This window comes from Arthrobacter sp. NPDC093139 (assembly GCF_044754165.1).
Classification (GTDB): Bacteria; Actinomycetota; Actinomycetes; order Actinomycetales; family Micrococcaceae; genus Arthrobacter.
The window spans coordinates 160,733-176,700 of sequence record NZ_JBIVOO010000007.1 but is presented as its reverse complement, the minus strand read 5'-3'; the positions used below and the strand labels follow the sequence as shown (position 1 = coordinate 176,700).

General features: G+C 62.5%; 14 protein-coding genes. 10 read left to right on the top strand and 4 right to left on the bottom strand.

What is annotated here, in order from left to right; all coding sequences use genetic code 11:
* The first annotated feature begins 51 nt into the window (after nucleotides 1-51).
* Entirely contained in the window at nucleotides 52-261 is a 210-nt protein-coding gene (locus ACIP90_RS13130) for a hypothetical protein (RefSeq protein ID WP_400579762.1), read from the top strand.
* A complete protein-coding gene (locus ACIP90_RS13125; RefSeq protein WP_400579761.1) occupies nucleotides 219-1,121 on the top strand; it encodes an alanine:cation symporter family protein in 903 nt (300 codons plus the stop codon). Before ACIP90_RS13130 ends, ACIP90_RS13125 begins: the two co-directional genes overlap by 43 nt.
* Before the next feature lie 274 nt (nucleotides 1,122-1,395).
* Here ACIP90_RS13125 and ACIP90_RS13120 read toward each other — a convergent pair whose 3' ends face one another.
* Complete coding sequence (locus ACIP90_RS13120) at nucleotides 1,396-1,905, bottom strand: hypothetical protein (RefSeq protein ID WP_400579760.1); 510 nt, start codon at nucleotides 1,903-1,905, stop codon at nucleotides 1,396-1,398.
* Nucleotides 1,906-2,114: 209 nt separating this feature from the next.
* Nucleotides 2,115-2,390, bottom strand: a complete 276-nt coding sequence (locus tag ACIP90_RS13115) for a hypothetical protein (RefSeq protein ID WP_400579759.1) — start codon at nucleotides 2,388-2,390, stop codon at nucleotides 2,115-2,117.
* A gap of 322 nt (nucleotides 2,391-2,712) precedes the next feature.
* Here ACIP90_RS13115 and ACIP90_RS13110 point away from each other — a divergent pair, with 322 nt between their 5' ends.
* The 3 genes from ACIP90_RS13110 to ACIP90_RS13100 all read left to right on the top strand — a co-directional run bounded on the left by ACIP90_RS13110 (nucleotide 2,713) and on the right by ACIP90_RS13100 (nucleotide 5,674).
* Nucleotides 2,713-4,410: an amidohydrolase gene (locus ACIP90_RS13110; protein WP_400579758.1), complete on the top strand. Its 1,698-nt coding sequence runs from the start codon at nucleotides 2,713-2,715 to the stop codon at nucleotides 4,408-4,410.
* A gap of 103 nt (nucleotides 4,411-4,513) precedes the next feature.
* A complete protein-coding gene (locus tag ACIP90_RS13105) occupies nucleotides 4,514-5,335 on the top strand; it encodes an MFS transporter (RefSeq protein ID WP_400579757.1) in 822 nt (273 codons plus the stop codon).
* 30 nt (nucleotides 5,336-5,365) lie between these two features.
* Nucleotides 5,366-5,674: a hypothetical protein gene (locus tag ACIP90_RS13100; protein ID WP_400579756.1), complete on the top strand. Its 309-nt coding sequence runs from the start codon at nucleotides 5,366-5,368 to the stop codon at nucleotides 5,672-5,674.
* 108 nt (nucleotides 5,675-5,782) lie between these two features.
* On the opposite strand, the gene ACIP90_RS13095 is transcribed toward ACIP90_RS13100, so the two are convergent.
* Both ACIP90_RS13095 and ACIP90_RS13090 read right to left on the bottom strand, forming a co-directional pair.
* The gene (locus ACIP90_RS13095) at nucleotides 5,783-6,796 is read right to left on the bottom strand and encodes a nucleoside hydrolase (protein ID WP_400579755.1); all 1,014 of its coding nucleotides are present in this window, start codon (nucleotides 6,794-6,796) and stop codon (nucleotides 5,783-5,785) included.
* A gap of 33 nt (nucleotides 6,797-6,829) precedes the next feature.
* Complete coding sequence (locus tag ACIP90_RS13090; RefSeq protein ID WP_400579754.1) at nucleotides 6,830-8,251, bottom strand: MFS transporter; 1,422 nt, start codon at nucleotides 8,249-8,251, stop codon at nucleotides 6,830-6,832.
* 141 nt (nucleotides 8,252-8,392) lie between these two features.
* Here ACIP90_RS13090 and ACIP90_RS13085 point away from each other — a divergent pair, with 141 nt between their 5' ends.
* From ACIP90_RS13085 to ACIP90_RS13065, 5 genes are all read left to right on the top strand, one after another.
* Nucleotides 8,393-9,265, top strand: coding sequence for a ribokinase (locus tag ACIP90_RS13085; RefSeq protein WP_400579753.1), 873 nt, complete (start codon nucleotides 8,393-8,395; stop codon nucleotides 9,263-9,265).
* Nucleotides 9,266-9,369: 104 nt separating this feature from the next.
* Nucleotides 9,370-9,648 (top strand): hypothetical protein, encoded by a 279-nt coding sequence (locus ACIP90_RS13080; RefSeq protein ID WP_400579752.1) that lies wholly within the window; start codon nucleotides 9,370-9,372, stop codon nucleotides 9,646-9,648.
* A 714-nt stretch (nucleotides 9,649-10,362) separates the two neighbouring features.
* On the top strand, nucleotides 10,363-10,848 hold the full coding sequence (locus ACIP90_RS13075) for a hypothetical protein (protein WP_400579751.1): 486 nt from the start codon (nucleotides 10,363-10,365) through the stop codon (nucleotides 10,846-10,848).
* The gene (locus tag ACIP90_RS13070; RefSeq protein ID WP_400579750.1) at nucleotides 10,848-11,894 is read left to right on the top strand and encodes a helix-turn-helix domain-containing protein; all 1,047 of its coding nucleotides are present in this window, start codon (nucleotides 10,848-10,850) and stop codon (nucleotides 11,892-11,894) included. Before ACIP90_RS13075 ends, ACIP90_RS13070 begins: the two co-directional genes overlap by 1 nt.
* 218 nt (nucleotides 11,895-12,112) lie before the next feature.
* Entirely contained in the window at nucleotides 12,113-14,683 is a 2,571-nt protein-coding gene (locus tag ACIP90_RS13065; RefSeq protein WP_400579749.1) for a helicase C-terminal domain-containing protein, read from the top strand.
* The last annotated feature ends 1,285 nt before the right edge of the window (nucleotides 14,684-15,968 follow it).

Sequence of the window (15,968 nt, the reverse complement as noted above, 5' to 3'; positions counted from 1 at the left end):
GATTCCACCGGCCTCAGGCGCACGCCGGGATGCCGCCCGGGAGATGGCCAAATGGACCAACACCCACACTTTGTGGGGCCGGGTGTCCAGACCAACTCGATGGCCACCGCGATCGGCGGCGCAGCGACCATCCCGTGGGTCGTCGCCATCGGCTCCATCATCGTCCTGGCGCTTGTCATCATGGCGGTGTCAAGCGGATCGCCAGCGTCGCAGCGTTCGTGGTGCCGCTCATGGCCGTCGGCTACATCATCCTTGCCCTGATCGCCGTCTTCATCAATGCTGCCCAGCTGCCGGAAATCCTCTCGCTGGTGTTCCGCAGCGCCTTCGGCATGGATTCGACCCTCGGCGCCATCATCGGCCTGGCGGTCATGTGGGGCGTCAAACCCGGCGTCTACTCTAACGAGGCCGGCCAAGGAACGGGCCCGCACGCCGCGGCTGCCACAGAGATGTCACACCCGGCGAAGCAGGGCCTGGTCCAGGCCTTCGCGGTCTACATCGACACGCTGTTCGTGTGCTCGGCCACCGGCTTCCTGATCCTCTCGACCGGCGCCTACCGCGTCTTCTCCGGGGGCAGCGAAGACGGCGAGATCCTCGCCGAGGGCGGCCTGCTCTCGGCCACGGCTACCGTCGGGCCCCAGTTCGTGCAGACCGGCTTCGACTCCGTCTTCCCCGGTTTCGGCGCCGCGTTCATCGCCATCACGCTGATCTTCTTCTGCCTGCCCACGGTCATCGCCTACTACTACATGGCGGAGACCAACCTGCGCTTCCTCGTGGGCAACTCCTCGAGCAAGATGATTCCGGGTGTCCGAACCAGCGTCGGCCGCGCAACGACAGTCGCCCTCCAGGCAGCGATCCTCATCGCCGCCGCCTACGGCTGCATGAACACTACCGCTGACGCGTGGGTGATGGGCGACATCGGCGTCGGCCTCATGGCCTGGCTGAACATCGTCGGCATCCTGATCCTGCAGAAGCCCGCCTTCAAGGCGCTCAAGGACTTCGAGCGCCAGCAGAAGCTCGGCGTTGACCCGGTCTTTGACCCGCGGCCCCTCGGCATCACCGGGGCCACCTTCTGGGAGTCCTACAAGACGGCCGACCGCGAGAAGGAATCCGCACGGATCTAGTGCGAAGTGCACCGTGCGCCGCGCCGTTCACGCGGCGCACAGTCAGCTACCCGGATTCCCCCTTCGGCCTCACCCTTCGAACGGCTGCTGCTGGCCGGGAATGTGGGCTCCAAAGCGCGGTAACGTCCAAGCCAGTGCACGCAGCAGTAGCGGCTGTGGATCTTCGGAGGCCGTAGAGGGCATAAGCTCCAGTTTTCTAGCCCGTTCGCCGACTCATGACGGAACCGAGCAGACCCCGGCCGGGCAGATTCCTCTTATTGCGCCGCTCAGGCGTTCAGACGCACTTCGCCCTGGCCTGGACCAGGTTGGCGAAGGGCAATCTTCCATAAATTCTGATGAATTTCGCCTGATAGGTGGCTTCGGCAGAATTCACCTCAGCTGCTGCCAACTCCTTCCACGCGATGATTAACGATTTGGAATCGGCGAGCTGCCAGATGAGCCGCCCGCCCCAATGACCAACAGGCTTCCCGCGGCCGAAGTCGGCGAACTCTTGAATTCGCTTTCGGAGTCCGCGATTGCCAGTGCTTCCTGGACCTGCCTTCCCGATGTAGAGGACGTCCGCATCCTCGATCCACTCCGTTTCCAAAGTGGCTTGGAGGAGGGACGGATCCCGCCTCTTGAAGCGGCCTCCATTGCTCTTCGCAAGGAACCTCGGTTCGAAGCCATCGGGTTTAAGCACTGCATAGATTCCGGGAGCCTGCGGCACGCGGTTGATCTCCAGCTGCTCGAACGATCGGAACCCGGTAAACCCGTCCTCTTTTAGCGTCTGTTTGTTGATCTGCAATGGGTATTCCTTAGCTCGAGAAGTTGTGAAAGTTGCCTCAACAGGACCCCCAAGCCTTTGGTCGCCATCGACGAAACCGACCGGAAGCCCAGCCGGTGCAGAACATCCTGCCGCTTATAGTGTGCGGCCGAAAACGCTTTGCGTCAGCTCATACGTCATGAAGCGCGCGCCTTGGCGGGGTAGCGCGGGCCACTTGTCCAACAAACGCGTCACACCCTGCAGGCCTCGGCGGCCCCGGCCAGCACCTCGAGATCAAGCGCGTCCAGGTGGTACGGCAGCCGGCCTCCGAGTTCGCAGCGCCCGGCGTCGGCGTCGAACCAAGCAGCGACGTCTGGCTCTGGGAGTCCGTCCTGATCCGCGACGGCGAGCCCGTCGCGGACCTGCAGGAAAGCATTCTCCGCCCAGCCGGTCAGCGTCGCCGGCAGCACCGCCGCGCCGCTGGAAGTCAACGACGACGGCGGCACCACCCTGCTTGCCGCCCTCACCAAGGCGAGTGGCCGGGGACTCGGGCCGGGCGAGTGCCAGATCAGCCTGAGCCAGGTCGGCCCAAGCCGTGCGAAGCTGCTGGACCTGCGGGCTTCGGACCCGGTCCTCGTGCTGACGCAGTACGTCCGGTACGCGAACCGCCCCTTCTACCTGGCCAAGTGCCTCGTCGCCGACCGCGCCGGCCACCTCTCGGGAATGCAGTCGCTCCAGTCCTGAGCCTCAGGCCTGCCCGGATTTCCAAAAGCCGTGCACGGAGAGTCAAGTAACCAAGAGTCCCGCAACTTAGTGTTGTGATCCAACACACCTTTAGGGACTGAGGTTATGAACAACACAGCTGACCTTCTTCTGATCAACGGCGTCATCGACACCCTGCACGATGAACACCCTCGAGTCACGGCACTCGCCGTCAAAGCCGGGAAGGTCCTCGCCGTCGGTTCGTCTGCCGAGGCTGCAGCTGGACCGGGCACAGACGTCCTCGACCTCGTGGGCGCCTATGTAATGCCCGGACTACTGGACGTCCACAACCACCACATGCTGGCAGGGCAAATGGATTTGTTCGAGCTCAACGAGGCGCCCAACAAATCGCTCGATGATCTCCTCAGCGCCGTCGTGGAGTACGCAAAGAGGCTGGGCCCGGACGAGTGGGTGATCGGCGGGAGCTGGGGTTCCGGTCTCCTCGCAGAACTCAACTCCGTGGAAACCCTGGCCCGCTTTGATGCGGCGGCCGGCGGACGGCCGGCCATCCTGAAAGACGACAGCAAGCACAACAGGTGGGTAAATTCCCGAGGCCTGGCACTGGCCGGAATCGACGAGGGCACGCCGGATCCTGAAGGCGGCCAGATTATGCGGGACGCTTCGGGGCGTGCCACTGGTGTCCTCATCGAGGCTGGGGGCGTCCTCATCGAACAGACGGTGGCGCGGCTGCAGCCCCAGTCCAGGCAGGACCTGGCCCGGGCCGCAGCGCGCGGTATCGAAATTCTGCACACCTACGGCATCACGGGGTTCCAGGATGCGGCCTCGTCCCTCCAGCTACTGCAGGCACTGAAAGAGCTGGACGACTCCGGTGAACTCTCTGCATGGGTGGTGACTTCCATGCAGGCCAACGATTTTATTTTCGGCACCACTCCCCTCGGAGAGGGCATCATCGCCCACCGCGAGGACACGCGGTCCGAGCACCACAGACCGGACTTCATCAAGATCTTCCTTGACGGGGTTCCGCCGGCGGGGACTGCAGCATTCATTGAACCGTATCTGTCCGGCGTCGGCTTTCCGGAGTGCCACTGCGGAGGCACCACCATGCCTGCAGCAGAACTTGAGCGCTGGCTTATGGGCACGGCCGAACGGGGTATTTCCGCAAAGATCCACTGCACCGGGGATGCGTCGGTCCGGCTGGTGCTTGACACGGTCGGCAAGATCCGCGCAGCAGGACGCACAAAGCCGAAGTACCACATCGCCCACGGCCAGTTCGTCCAAGAAGAAGACATCCCCCGGTTTGCTGAACTCGATGTCACCGCCGACATCTCCCCCTCGTTGTGGTTCCCCGGCGTCATCTCCGAGGCCATCGCTACCGTGCTGCCAGCGGAAAGGGCGTCCAAGATGCAGCCCAACCGTTCCCTTATGGACGCCGGTGCCCGCATCGCGGGCGGCTCGGACTGGCCGGTCAGCGTGTCGCCCAACGTCTGGGAGGGGATTTACGGCCTGGTCACCCGGCAGGACCCAACGGGACAATTCCCGGGCACACTCTGGCCCGAACAGGCCATTACCCTCCCGGAAGCCATCAGGGTCTACACCACGAACTCCGCCGAGGCGATGGGCGTGGATGATGTCACCGGCTCCCTGGCCCCGGGAAAGTCAGCTGATTTCATCATCCTGAGTGACAATCCGTACGAGATCGACATCGAAAAAATCGCGCACATCAAAATCCGGCAGACCTGGTTCGCCGGCCGCAAGGTCTTCGATGCCGAGTCAACGGATCCCTCAGCAACCCCGGCCGAAGGGCGCGCAGCGCAGCGCGCCTGACGGTTCGCATTACCCCTGCTCCTTACCGCCCGCAGGGACCACTTCCCCAATTTCCCGCCGACGGCGGCCTTCGCCGCTTCGTCCTGCCCGAAAGACAGTGACCATGACCACTACCGCACAAGCCGCTCCGGCTACCGTCTCCTCGGACAAGGGGACGTACGCCTATATCGCTGTATTCAGTGCAGTCCTGTACACCGTTCTGCTGATTGCCCCTGTCATTGCGGGCAAGCTGATCGAGCAGTTCGGCCTGACCCCGGTCCAGGTGGGGACGCTCTTCTCGCTGGAGCTTGGGGCCTTCAGCCTGGCGACCGTACCTGCCTATCTATGGCTCCGCCGGATGAACCTGAGAACGGCGAGCTACATCTTCACGGCCATCGTCATTGCAGGCAACGTCGTCTCGGGCTTTGTGGACGACTTTGGCCTGTTGATGATCTCCAGGGTGGTGACCAGCGTCGCGGCTGGCTCCATCACGGTGATCATCCTGACCCTCAGCGGTAAAACCGCCAACCCCAGCCGGGCATTCGGAATATTCGTCGTTTTCCAACTGGCCATGGGAGCACTCATTCTGGCGGTCTTCCCGTCACTGTTCGCGGCAGCAGACGTTGCGGCGATCTACTGGACCCTCGCCGGACTCGCAGTGCTGTGCCTGCTTGTCGTCAACCGGATCGACGGGGAAGCGCTGCGGACCGCGGCCCCCGTTGCTGCTGACAAAGTGAAACGGGCGCCTGTCCTCAAGGCAGCTGCGGGGATGGCCGCGGTGCTGCTCTTCTACATTGCGCTCAGCGGTGTCTGGTCATTCATAGCCCAGATCTTGGCAGGCTCCGGAATCGACCTTTCCGCCAGCAGCCTTGTTCTGTCCCTGGCCACTGTCGCCGGGATACTGTCGGCCCTCGTTGCAACCGCCCTCGGTGAGTCGCCACACTGAAAGCTTTACCTGGCGACAGGTTACGCAGGCATGGCGGTAAGCATCGCGTTGCTCTTCGGCTCACCGGCCCTGATCCAGTTCGCCATCGCCGCCGTGATCTTCAAGTTCGCCTGGACCTTCATCCTGCCCTACCTGCTGTCCACCTTGTCCTCCCTTTCCAGCGGAGGCCACCTGATGAACACCACCAACCTTATGATCGGCACCGGCTTCTCCATCGGGCCGATTGTCAGCGGAGCATTGATCCAGTCCGGCGGAGGCTCATTCACGGGCATGCTCAGTTTCGCCCTCGCCGGTGTGCTGGCGTCCTGCGCCCTCGTCCTCGTGGCCCAGCGCCGATAGCGACTTCCAACACTGGCCCCACCCCCGGAGTTGTTGTCCGTCTATGCTGGCTTGAATCGTTCGTAGGTCTGCATACCTGGGCAAAAACTCCAAGGGGTGGGGTGGACGTTAGGTGAGTGAGACCGCCCCGGCGAGGCCCGCCGTCGTACCTTCCGCGCCGCCAAACGACAGCAGCACCTCCACCAGGTGCGGCGCGAAGTCGTCCTCAAGCGACAGCACCACCCGGCAGCGGGCTTCAGGCTGCTCCGGGTAGTCCATGTACAGCCCACGCATGTCGCAGACGGTCTGGCCGCAGCCAGGACCATCGGTGGTGTCGACGTCGACATGCACCACCGGGGCGACGGCGGCTTTAACGCCGCCCACCGCGAGCGCCGCGGCGAGGGGGTCGTGCATGGCGGAGCAGGCCCGGCCGAACTGGCTCTCGTAGAAGCGGAAGTAGTAGCCGAGCATCTCCCCCAGCGCCCGTGGCACAGGACCGGATGAGGCCAGCAGCTCCTGCCGGTGGCGTTCCTCAAGCACATTGGACATGGTGACGTCCAGCGGCACCAGGGTCACGTTCCAGTCGGCGGACAGCACAAGGGCTGCGGCCTCGGGATCGTTGGCGATGTTCGCCTCCGCCACCGGCGTGAGGTTCCCCGGAGCCAGGGCCGCGCCGCCCATGATGGTGATCCCCTCCACCAGTCGGGGCAGGTCGGGCTCGAGCCGCAGGGCCTCGGCGATGTTGGTGAGCGGGCCGATGGCCAGGACCCGCAGTGTGCCGGGGTGTTCGTGGGCGAGCCGGACCAGCATCTCGGCCGCGGTTTCGGACGCCAGCGAAACGGAGGCCGCCTCCAGCGAAACCTCCCCTATGCCGTTGGAGCCGTGGACGTGCGGCGCCCCGCCGCCGAAGGAACCGGCAAGGGGGTCGTGGGCTCCGACGGCGACGGGGATGTGCGCGTGCCCGGCGAGCTGGAGCAGGTCCAGGGTGTTCCGGGCGCCGACGGCGGCACTGACGTTCCCGCTGACGGTGCCGATCCCCTGCACGTGGGCCTGCGGGGTAGCGAGCAGGTAGGCCAGGGCGAGGGCGTCGTCGATGCCGGTGTCGCAGTCGAGGTAGAACGGGTGGCTGGTGGGCGTGGTCATGGTTCTTCTTTCGGTTGGTGCTGGGTGTGGCTGTTAGACGGACTCGCCCTTGGGGGCGGCGACGAAGAGGCTGACGATGAATGCGGCGGCGGTGATGGCCACCGAGATCCAGAGGGCGGTGGCGTAGCCGGCGGAGGTTGCCTGGGCGGCAAACGGGGCCACAAGAACGACGCCGAGGCTCGCCCCGATGCCGAAGGAGGCGCCGTTGATGCCGGGCAGGGCCGCGGGTGCCTCCTTGGGCGAGAGCAGCACGGAGAGTCCGTTGATGGCGGTGAGGAAGAAGCCGTTGTAGAAGATGCCAAGGGACGCGACGGCGATCAGCACGGCGACCTGGTTGTCGGCGAACGTGGCCGCGATGATGGCGCAGGCGAGGCTGAGCCCGGTGCCGGCGCGGAGGGTTTTGATCCAGCCGCGGCGGTCGGCGAGCCAGCCGGCGAGGGGTGCGGCGAAGACGCCGATCAGCGCGGCGGGGGTCAGGAACAGCAGGGCGGACAGGGAGGCGCTGAGTCCGAAGCCGTTCTTGGTGTCCTGGCTGAGCAGCACGACGGTGAAGTTGATGATGGCGAAGATGCCGGCGAGGGTCAGGACGGTGGTGGCGATGACGGGCCAGACCTGGCGGGAGCGCAGGTGGTGGACGGCGATGAGCGGGTGGCTGCGCTTCTTCTCGATCACCCAGAAGGCGGCGAAGGACGCGGCGGTGCCGACGAGCAGGCCCAGCGTGCTGGGCGCGGTCCAGCCGTCGGCCGAACCGCCGGAAACGAAGTATGTGATGAAGACCAGGAACACGGACAGGGATCCGGCGCCCCACCAGTCCATCGCGCCGCGTATGCCCTGCGGGCGTCCCGCCGGGACGGTTTTGATGATGCAGGCGGCGGCGATGGCGGTGAGGACCAGGACGACGGCGAAGATGGACCGGAAGCCGAGGGTCTCGGCCATGAGGCCGCCGACGTACCCGTCCACGCCGCCCACTCCCCCGTTGATGGCGGCGATGATGCCCACGGACGTGCCGAAGACGCGGGCGTTCAGGTTTTCGCTGAGGACGATGTAGGCGAGGGCGAAGACCGCGCTGGAGACGCCCTGCAGGAAGCGGCCGGCGATGAGCAGCGGCAGGGTGGGGGCGGCGATGCAGAGGAGGGTGCCGGCGCCCATGATGGCGAGGACCAGGAGCAGGGCGGCGCGGCGGCCGATGAAGTCGCTCCAGCGCCCGATGACGGGGCCGGCGATGGCGCCGGCGAGGAAGAACATGGACTGCACGGGGGCTGCGCTGTCGGCACCCCGGCCGAAGGAGGCCGCGATCTGGGGCAGCGCCGGGGTGACCATGCTGGCGTTGAGCTGGAAGGACAGCACGCCGAGCAGCAGGGTGGAAATGAGAAGGGCGGCGCGGCGGCCGGCGATTTTCGGCTGTTCCTCGGAGGTGATTGGCGGGGAGGTGGCGACCGTGGCTGGGGTGTTCACATCAAACTCCTTTGTTCTGCAGGCGGGTCCTGCCTTTGGGATGTGAGTTGTTATACAACCACGTATGACGCGCAAGTACAACCATGGCGTACACTATTTTCTAATTCAGCCGCCCCTGGCTCGACCTGATAGGACTTCCCCATGAGCACTCGACTTCCTGCCGTCACCGTCGTCGGCAGCATCAACCTGGACATCATCGCCACCACGGACCGGCTCCCCACCGCCGGCGAGACCGTCGGCGGCGGCGTCCTGCAGCAGCAGCCCGGCGGCAAGGGGGCCAACCAGGCCGTGGCCGCAGCGCGCCTAGGCGGGAGCGCCCGGATGATCGGTGCTGTGGGCGACGACGCCCAGGGCCGACTGATGCTGGAGGCATTGGCCGGCGCCGGCGTTGACACGGCCGATGTGGCCGTGCTCGACGGCGACGCGACCGGGACCGCGCTGATCGTGGTGGACCGCGACGGCGAAAACCAGATCGTGGTGTGCCCGGGGGCGAACTCCGCTTTCTCGCTGGAGGGCGTTTCGTTTGGGCCGGACGAGACTGTGCTGTGCCAGTTGGAAGTCGGCCTGCCTGTGGTGCTGGAGGCAGCACGGCGTTCTACAGGGTTTTTCGTTCTGAACGCGGCCCCCGCGATGGACCTGCCGGCGGAGCTCCTGGAGCGGTGCGACCTGGTGATCGTCAACGAGACCGAGTACGAGCTGATCCCGGCGCTGGCAGAGGCAAAGCTGGTCGCTGTGACGTACGGGAAGGACGGCTCGGCGATGTTCGAGCGCGGCCGGAAGGTGGCCGAGTCGCCGGCTTTGGCCGCGACGGTGGCGAACACCATCGGTGCGGGAGACGCATTTTGCGCGGCGCTGGTGCTGGCGCTGCGGTCCGGGCTTCACTATTCCCGGGCGCTGGCGGTGGCGAATACTGTCGGGGCTGATGCGGTGGGTGACCCTTCGTCGCAGCCGGCGCTTGCCCCACTGGAGCAGTACGTTGCCCGGGTAGGTGGAGCCGGGGCTGCTCGGCAGTGAATCTGGTTTTCAGGCCAGCACGGCCGGCCGACTATTCAGAGGTCCGGCGAATCACCCGGGAGGCCTACCTCCAGGCTGGGCATTTCGCTGCCGACAACCCATACATGAGCGTGCTGGACAGTATCGAACAGCGGGCGGAGCACGCCGAGGTGTGGGTGGCCGAAGCCTCCGGCGCGGTGGCCGCCGCAGTGGCGCTTACTTCGCGGGGCAGCCGTAGAGCGAGATCGCGGTTGAAAATGAGCTCGAGTTTCGGAAGCTCGCGGCTGATCCTGCTGTTCAGGGCAGCGGGGTGGGGCGCGCCGTTGTTTCGTCAGGTCATCGAACACGCCCACTCGCTGCCGACTGTCACGGCGCGCAGCATTACTAGTGCGACGCTTTATTGAACGGCCGCTCGCCCTGTACCAGTCGCTGGGTTTCCAACCCGTCCATGATCGTGACTGGTTCGCGCTCGGTGAAGACGTCCCGCAGTGGGTATTACGGCTGGAATGTACGAGACACCTTCAAGGTCGACTGTTCCCACACTCCGAGCACGAGTCTTACGGCCTGCGAACACCGGAAAAGTCCGAGCGGGCCCTGCCTTTGTGTTACATGCAGTTCTCCGTCTGCCACCCTGCTGCATACCGGTCTCCAGTGCGGCTCCGAGCGAACGCGCTGCTCGGCTGAAAGGGCCGTGGTCCCGCTCTCCTCTCTAAAAACGCCGAAGAGTCCTTGGTCGAGCACGCCCCTCACGTGGCAGGATCATCTCGATATGGGAGACAAGACACGGCAGGTTCCGAACCCAGAATGGGTGTTGATGTATCGGCGTGGCCGCCGCGGCGGGGGTTTCATTGCAATCCTGCCCGGCAGCTTCTAATTCGCCACGCGATCGGCACGGGATCACATGCGCTCTAGGCGCGCGGACAGGGAACCAAGGCCCTGTCCGACAGGTGCAATCCACCATGATAAGCGCGTGTGGTATATTTTCTGGTATGTTTTCATCGCGAAATGCTGATGACGTCCTCAGCCAGCTCGGGTCCCCATTCGTCAACTGCTTCCGGCGCGCTGTAGCGCTCACCCGGGCCGATTACCAGATACATCGCTCCGATCACCCTGAGTGGATGTCCACGTCTTCGGAACGCTACCTCGCAAACTTCATTCACGAACGCCTTTGGGCCAGGATGAACGAGCAAGTGCTCAACGAAGAACTCGCGATACAGATCGTGGACAAAGAACCCAAACGGGAAATGGTTGTTCCCGTCGGCAACGCCAACTTCGTAGTACGTTACAAGCGGCATCTTCCGGGCGATCGCATCTCAAGCTATCCCACTGACGGCGCCCGGTCGTTCTGGTCGACCGATGACGCACTCCCAACTATGGATCTGATCCCGTTGGCCATGGGATATATGTGGCATGCAGACGAACGAAAGATGGGAGATGCTCTCATCTCCTACCGAGACCGCATGGACAGGCCGGTCTGGTGTATCCGCTTAGGCGAAATGGAAGAGGGCACCAGCGAGATCACTTGGACGCCGGTTGAGCCCAACCTCCCTGCTCTGGATCTGAGCCAAATCGTTGCCGCAGCAGAACAGCAGCGAGGTTCCTGATGAATGGCATCGGTGACGTCATACTCGCCGCCAGGCAAGCTGCAGGGATCACGCAACAGGAGTTACGGGAAGCGCTTGGGGTGACTCAAGCCGCGCTCTCACGCTATGAGAACAATTTGCGGACTCCTGATGAGGAAACCTTGGCGAAGCTGGGCGAGGCTTTGGGTCTTTCGGCGGACTTTCTAAATCATTCATTTCGGCTCCAGGGCGCTATCGCCGCGGATGCTCACATGAGACGACAGAAATCCACCAAAGCGTCTGACTGGAAACGCATGGAAGCACGCCTAAACCTCGTGCGCATGCAATCTTCCTATCTGTTCGAGCGGTTGCCCATGCATGCCGAGAACCATGTGCCTACCTTCGACCCGGACAGTGTGGGGCCTGCTGAGGCTGCAGCTCACGTTCGTGCACAGTGGCGCCTGCCAATTGGACCTGTGAGGAATCTCGTCCGGTGGATCGAGTCTGCTGGGGTACTGGTTATCGAGGAGGATTTCGGTACCCGGCGGATGGACGGGCTGTCACAGTGGGCAAGCGAGTACCCAGTAATACTTCTGAACGCAACTCTGCCGACGGACAGAAAGCGCCTAACCCTGGCCCATGAACTGGGGCACTTGGTTTTGCATTCCAATTACGCTGACCTCGATATGGAAGAGCAGGCCAATCAGTTCGCTGCCGAGTTTCTAATGCCCGAGCGCGTGATCTCGCCCTCTCTCGGTGGTATTTCTCTCGGCAAACTCGTAGATCTCAAGCGGGAGTGGGGAGTCTCGATGCAGGCCCTCTTCGAGCGCGCATACAGACTCGGGAAAGTTTCGACAGAGGACCGGCTCAAGTTCTATCGGGCGATGAACGCCCGAGGTTGGAAGACCTCTGAGCCTGGGAGCGACGAATTAGCCCCGGAGCAAGCGTCGCTCGCCGCGTCCATTGGGGAAAACCTCCACGCGAACGGTCTTACTCAGGATGAGATCGCTGGATTGGTCGGTCAAGCATCCGGCCGAAACTCGCACGCGTTCGCGCCGATCCAACGAGGACTCAGAATCGTCTCGTAGCTGGCTCGCGCGGAAGGGGCTCCGGAGTCGCGCCAATTACGGGGCGGGAAGACCATCCTGCAATCTTCGAAAAGAACACACCTCACTGGACATCGAATACTCAGCTGGTCGAACAGAGTGATGGGATGGTTGTGCCCTGATACAGGGGTAGCCTCAGCAATTGCGGTCCAATGAACCCACGTAATGTACAGGTAAGTCGCACACCAGAAGGGGCATCCATGTCTAAGCTCGAGCCAAATTTCGAAGAAAGACTGTCGAGCTTTGAATCGCTGACCTTTGAGGGTTTGCGGCCCGGACAACGGCTCGTTCTGCAACAGTACGCAAAATTGCACCTCGACGAACCGGATTTGGCGATTGAAATGCCCACCGGAGAGGGCAAGACCCTCGTGGCATTGCTGATTTCAGACTATGCATTAGACCGCGGTTGGTCTGTGGCGTATCTGACCGGAACGAGGCAGTTGGCGGAACATGTGGAACAGGAAGCTGCAAAACTGGGGCTGGATACTGTTCGCTTTGCCTCCAAGCAGTACGGCCCCTCCGCCCTGGACGACTATCATCAAGCTCAGGCCGTCGGTGTGATGAACTACTGGGTCTATTTCAATAGCCGCCCGGTGCCGCAGCCCGCAGATCTAGTCATCTTCGATGACGCTCATTTGGCTGAACAGGCACTCAGCGCGCAAACTACACTTCGCATTCCCTACACCGGTGAGACTTCCAAACCCCTTTACCGGGCTATCTGCGACAAGATCCTCGCGCGAGGGGACTACTATCCAGGGCTTAGGGCTATGAGGGAAGGTACGGCGCTCCCGGGCGCTGCTCCCGAGTTAATATCCTTCAGTGATTGGGCGGACGTAAGTGGTCCCGTGGAGTCCCTAATCGCCCAGTCCCCGTTTATCACCAAGGGCGAACCGAGGTATGTTTGGGGCGACATCCAGGGCCGCCTAAAACGCTGCGGCGTCCTCATCGGTCCTTCTGCCATAGAAATGCGACCATATCATCCGCCGACTGCGCTCAATCAGTGGCACAACAAGGCGCAACAACGCCTATACATGTCAGCAACGCTCGGCTCCATGGACGACCTGCAACGTCGTCTTGGCACTGGGTCCATCGAGCGGTTGGTGCCAGAGCAAGCGCTCCCTGACGGTGAGACAGGATCCCGCCAACTAGTACTGAACCCCACATCAGATCTGCCGGATTCAGAACCTGTGATTGAGTGGGCTTTGACGCTGAGTCGAGCGGCCAAGGGCCGTGCCGCGTGGTTGTGCTCAAGCAACAGCGAAGCCGACGACATCGAACGTGCTCTTTTGAACGCAAGCGAAGCTACCTACCGCCTACGCTCGGGAAATGACTCGGCACTCGATCAATGGATCAAAGCGAAAAACGGCCATCTGATAACTGCGGGCCGGTACGACGGCCTCGACTTACCCGGGGAAGTCTGCCGGCTGGTATTCATAGTTGGCATTCCCCAGGCAAGTACGGAGTTCGAACGGTTCGTGGCCGCCTACTTGGGGGACGCCACTCACATGCGCCATAGGGTTGGTCAGCGGGTGACCCAGGCTCTGGGAAGAGCCAACCGCACACCCTCCGATAAGTCACTGTATGTGGGGCTTGATCCGAGGTTTGGACAGGTGTTGGCAGACCGTGCGGTCAGGGGGTCCATCCCGGACACGGCCCAGTCCTACATTCGGGAGGCTCTTGAACTTTTCGAGGAGGGCTGGAGACCAACCGTCCAGGCTTCACTCGCATATCTGCTGGATCCGCCACAGCCGTCGATCTCGACATCGCAATCGGCGCCTCCCGTACAAAAGAAGCGGCGCCCAGGCCGTGCAAGTGCTGGCGTAGGAGGATTGAGTGCCCATCACGAGGTTACGGCTTCAACAGATCTGTGGATCGGAAGCCATTCTAGTGCTGCATCCGCAGCACAACGAGCAGCTACAACCCTTGCAAGAGTAGGTGAAGTCGAACACTCCGCTTTCTGGCGATACGTTGAGGCTCACATACACTTCGATGCTGGAAGCGCCGCAGGCAAGTCCGAAGCGAAACGCATCTTGGATGACGTTGTGGAGAATGGGCCACGAACTGCTTGGTTTCGGCGTCTTGCTGGGCCCGCGGCGGGCTTGAGCAGCGAGCAGCAGAATGTGGCCGACGAAACCGACCGTCTTTTCTTCGCTTGGGACGAATGGATAAGGGCAACGGGTCCCAGGCTGGATTCAGTTCTGGCAAAGGGACGCCTCCGCCTTGACGGCAAACATGATGATCAGTGCGAAGGGCTGCGAATCCTGGCGCTACTCTGTGGGGCTTCGAGCGAGCTACCGTCCCAGAAGGAGCAGAGCGCTACAGACTGCAAATGGATGTGGACGACAGCCCGCTATAGTGAGCGACGCCTATGGGAGGTCAAAACAGGAAAGGCCCGTGAAGTGCCGCGTGGCGATGTTAACCAATTGCTTGGGCAGCTCGAAGTTGAGGGACGCCGATCACCCAAAGCACGAGTCCTAGGCTGTCTTCTGACTCCGACGCTGGAGGTCCCAGTCGAATCTGCGGAGGCAGCGCTCGATAAGATTTCGCTCATACATCAACCCGCTGCCATTCGGCTTTATGACCTTCTAGCCGACAGGATCCGCCTCTACTCATCGTTGTCGAGCGCGGGGTCTGCTTCGGCTCGTGGATCAGCACGATCTGAAGTCGAGAAATTGTTGCCTGCTCGTGGAGGGCTTGCTGGGCTCTTCACACCATCAAACGGCAAAGTGCGCACGGCTGAAGACGTCGCGTCGCTGTTCCCAGGCGGCTGATGATGGCAGTTGCCTGCTGATCTGGCAGTCGCCAAAGTTCCGTCAAAAACAGTTCCCTTCCCTGCAACCCGTGACTGACGAGACAGCGTCGGCCTTGCCTATCAGCCACTTAGGTCGGCGCCCCTCCTCGACCCAGAACAGGCAATGACTGCCGATTTACGATCCTTGTGACGTCTCATGAACGCTTCAGCGAGTCGGACCACAGGAGAGTACGACATTCGTGCAAGCCCTGATGTTTCAAAATCTTGGGCCACCCGGACTGCGTCTCAGCGCTAAACAACTTTTAGACGAGCACGCGGCGCGGGAGGACAAATCCGGGGCTCCAGCAACTCCTCTCCGCAGACGTCGGAGTCGCTGAAGCCTAGAGGTCGAACAGCTTTCCGGCCACCGACGGGATGAGGTCTGTGGAGATTTCAGCCCACCCCGAGCTTGTCTCCATGTGCACTGGCTCAGCGTTCAAGGTGCGGGTGAATGTGCCGTCTGGGTGCGCAACGGTTGTTTCGGTTGGCTCGGTCAGGGAGTCGACGGTACGTGCTTACCCGTCGTTCCTGCCTCCTCGATGGCAGCTGCCTCCTCTTCGGGGATGCTGTCCGGTTCGGGGCTTCTGCCCGCGGCAGCTGTTCCCGGTGGGATGTCAGAAGCATCCGCCGGGAGTGCTGCTCCCGGACCGGCGATCAGGCCAGCGCCGAGCCCAGGGTGAGAAGAACACAGCTGATCGCTGAGGGAACCCTCATGGAAACCACTTTCTACAAAGAAGAGATCAGGGCTCGGGGGCAGCGCGCAAGCTCAGAAACCCCCACTACACTGAATTGCTGAGAGAAACATACACATAATCTGGGTATTCACCTAGTGTGGCCCGGCCGCCGCATTTCTCTTGATTCCGTCGGCTATCCCGCAGTCCAAGTCCCCTCGTTCTCGTGGTCTCCTGGCGTCCGTGTTTTCCTGTCGGCAATAGCCCGAATTGAAGCCTTTATTGAGGCGAAATGTTGAGAGCGACAACCGGCACCTTTGTCATGTGGCCGTGCGCTCAACTAGTCTTCGAAAACTGGCACCATCAGGATGCCTGCAAACATTTTGAGGAAAATGAGCGGCTCTAATAAGACTGAGAGGGACGGCGTCCCCTCAGAACGGCCCGGTAGATGTGGAAGCGGCTGCATTCCACCAGTATCGGGGCCAGACTTACCGCCGTAACTCCACCGTTATTAGGGTTGTCGGTTTGTTCTTCTTCGGTATAGCGGCGGGAATCGTAGCGCTCATCATGGCCAGGCGCGCGGAAGACCACGGT

Excerpts from the sequence above, each read along its gene's own strand:
- ACIP90_RS13105 (WP_400579757.1), top strand. The coding sequence starts at position 4,514 with ATGACCACTACCGCACAAGCCGCTCCGGCTACCGTCTCCTCGGACAAG.
- ACIP90_RS13075 (WP_400579751.1), top strand. The coding sequence starts at position 10,363 with ATGTCCACGTCTTCGGAACGCTACCTCGCAAACTTCATTCACGAACGC.
- ACIP90_RS13130 (WP_400579762.1), top strand. The coding sequence starts at position 52 with ATGGACCAACACCCACACTTTGTGGGGCCGGGTGTCCAGACCAACTCG.
- ACIP90_RS13070 (WP_400579750.1), top strand. The coding sequence starts at position 10,848 with ATGAATGGCATCGGTGACGTCATACTCGCCGCCAGGCAAGCTGCAGGG.
- ACIP90_RS13080 (WP_400579752.1), top strand. The coding sequence starts at position 9,370 with ATGAGCGTGCTGGACAGTATCGAACAGCGGGCGGAGCACGCCGAGGTG.
- ACIP90_RS13110 (WP_400579758.1), top strand. The coding sequence starts at position 2,713 with ATGAACAACACAGCTGACCTTCTTCTGATCAACGGCGTCATCGACACC.
- ACIP90_RS13085 (WP_400579753.1), top strand. The coding sequence starts at position 8,393 with ATGAGCACTCGACTTCCTGCCGTCACCGTCGTCGGCAGCATCAACCTG.
- ACIP90_RS13065 (WP_400579749.1), top strand. The coding sequence starts at position 12,113 with ATGTCTAAGCTCGAGCCAAATTTCGAAGAAAGACTGTCGAGCTTTGAA.
- ACIP90_RS13100 (WP_400579756.1), top strand. The coding sequence starts at position 5,366 with ATGGCGGTAAGCATCGCGTTGCTCTTCGGCTCACCGGCCCTGATCCAG.
- ACIP90_RS13095 (WP_400579755.1), bottom strand. The coding sequence starts at position 6,796 with ATGACCACGCCCACCAGCCACCCGTTCTACCTCGACTGCGACACCGGC.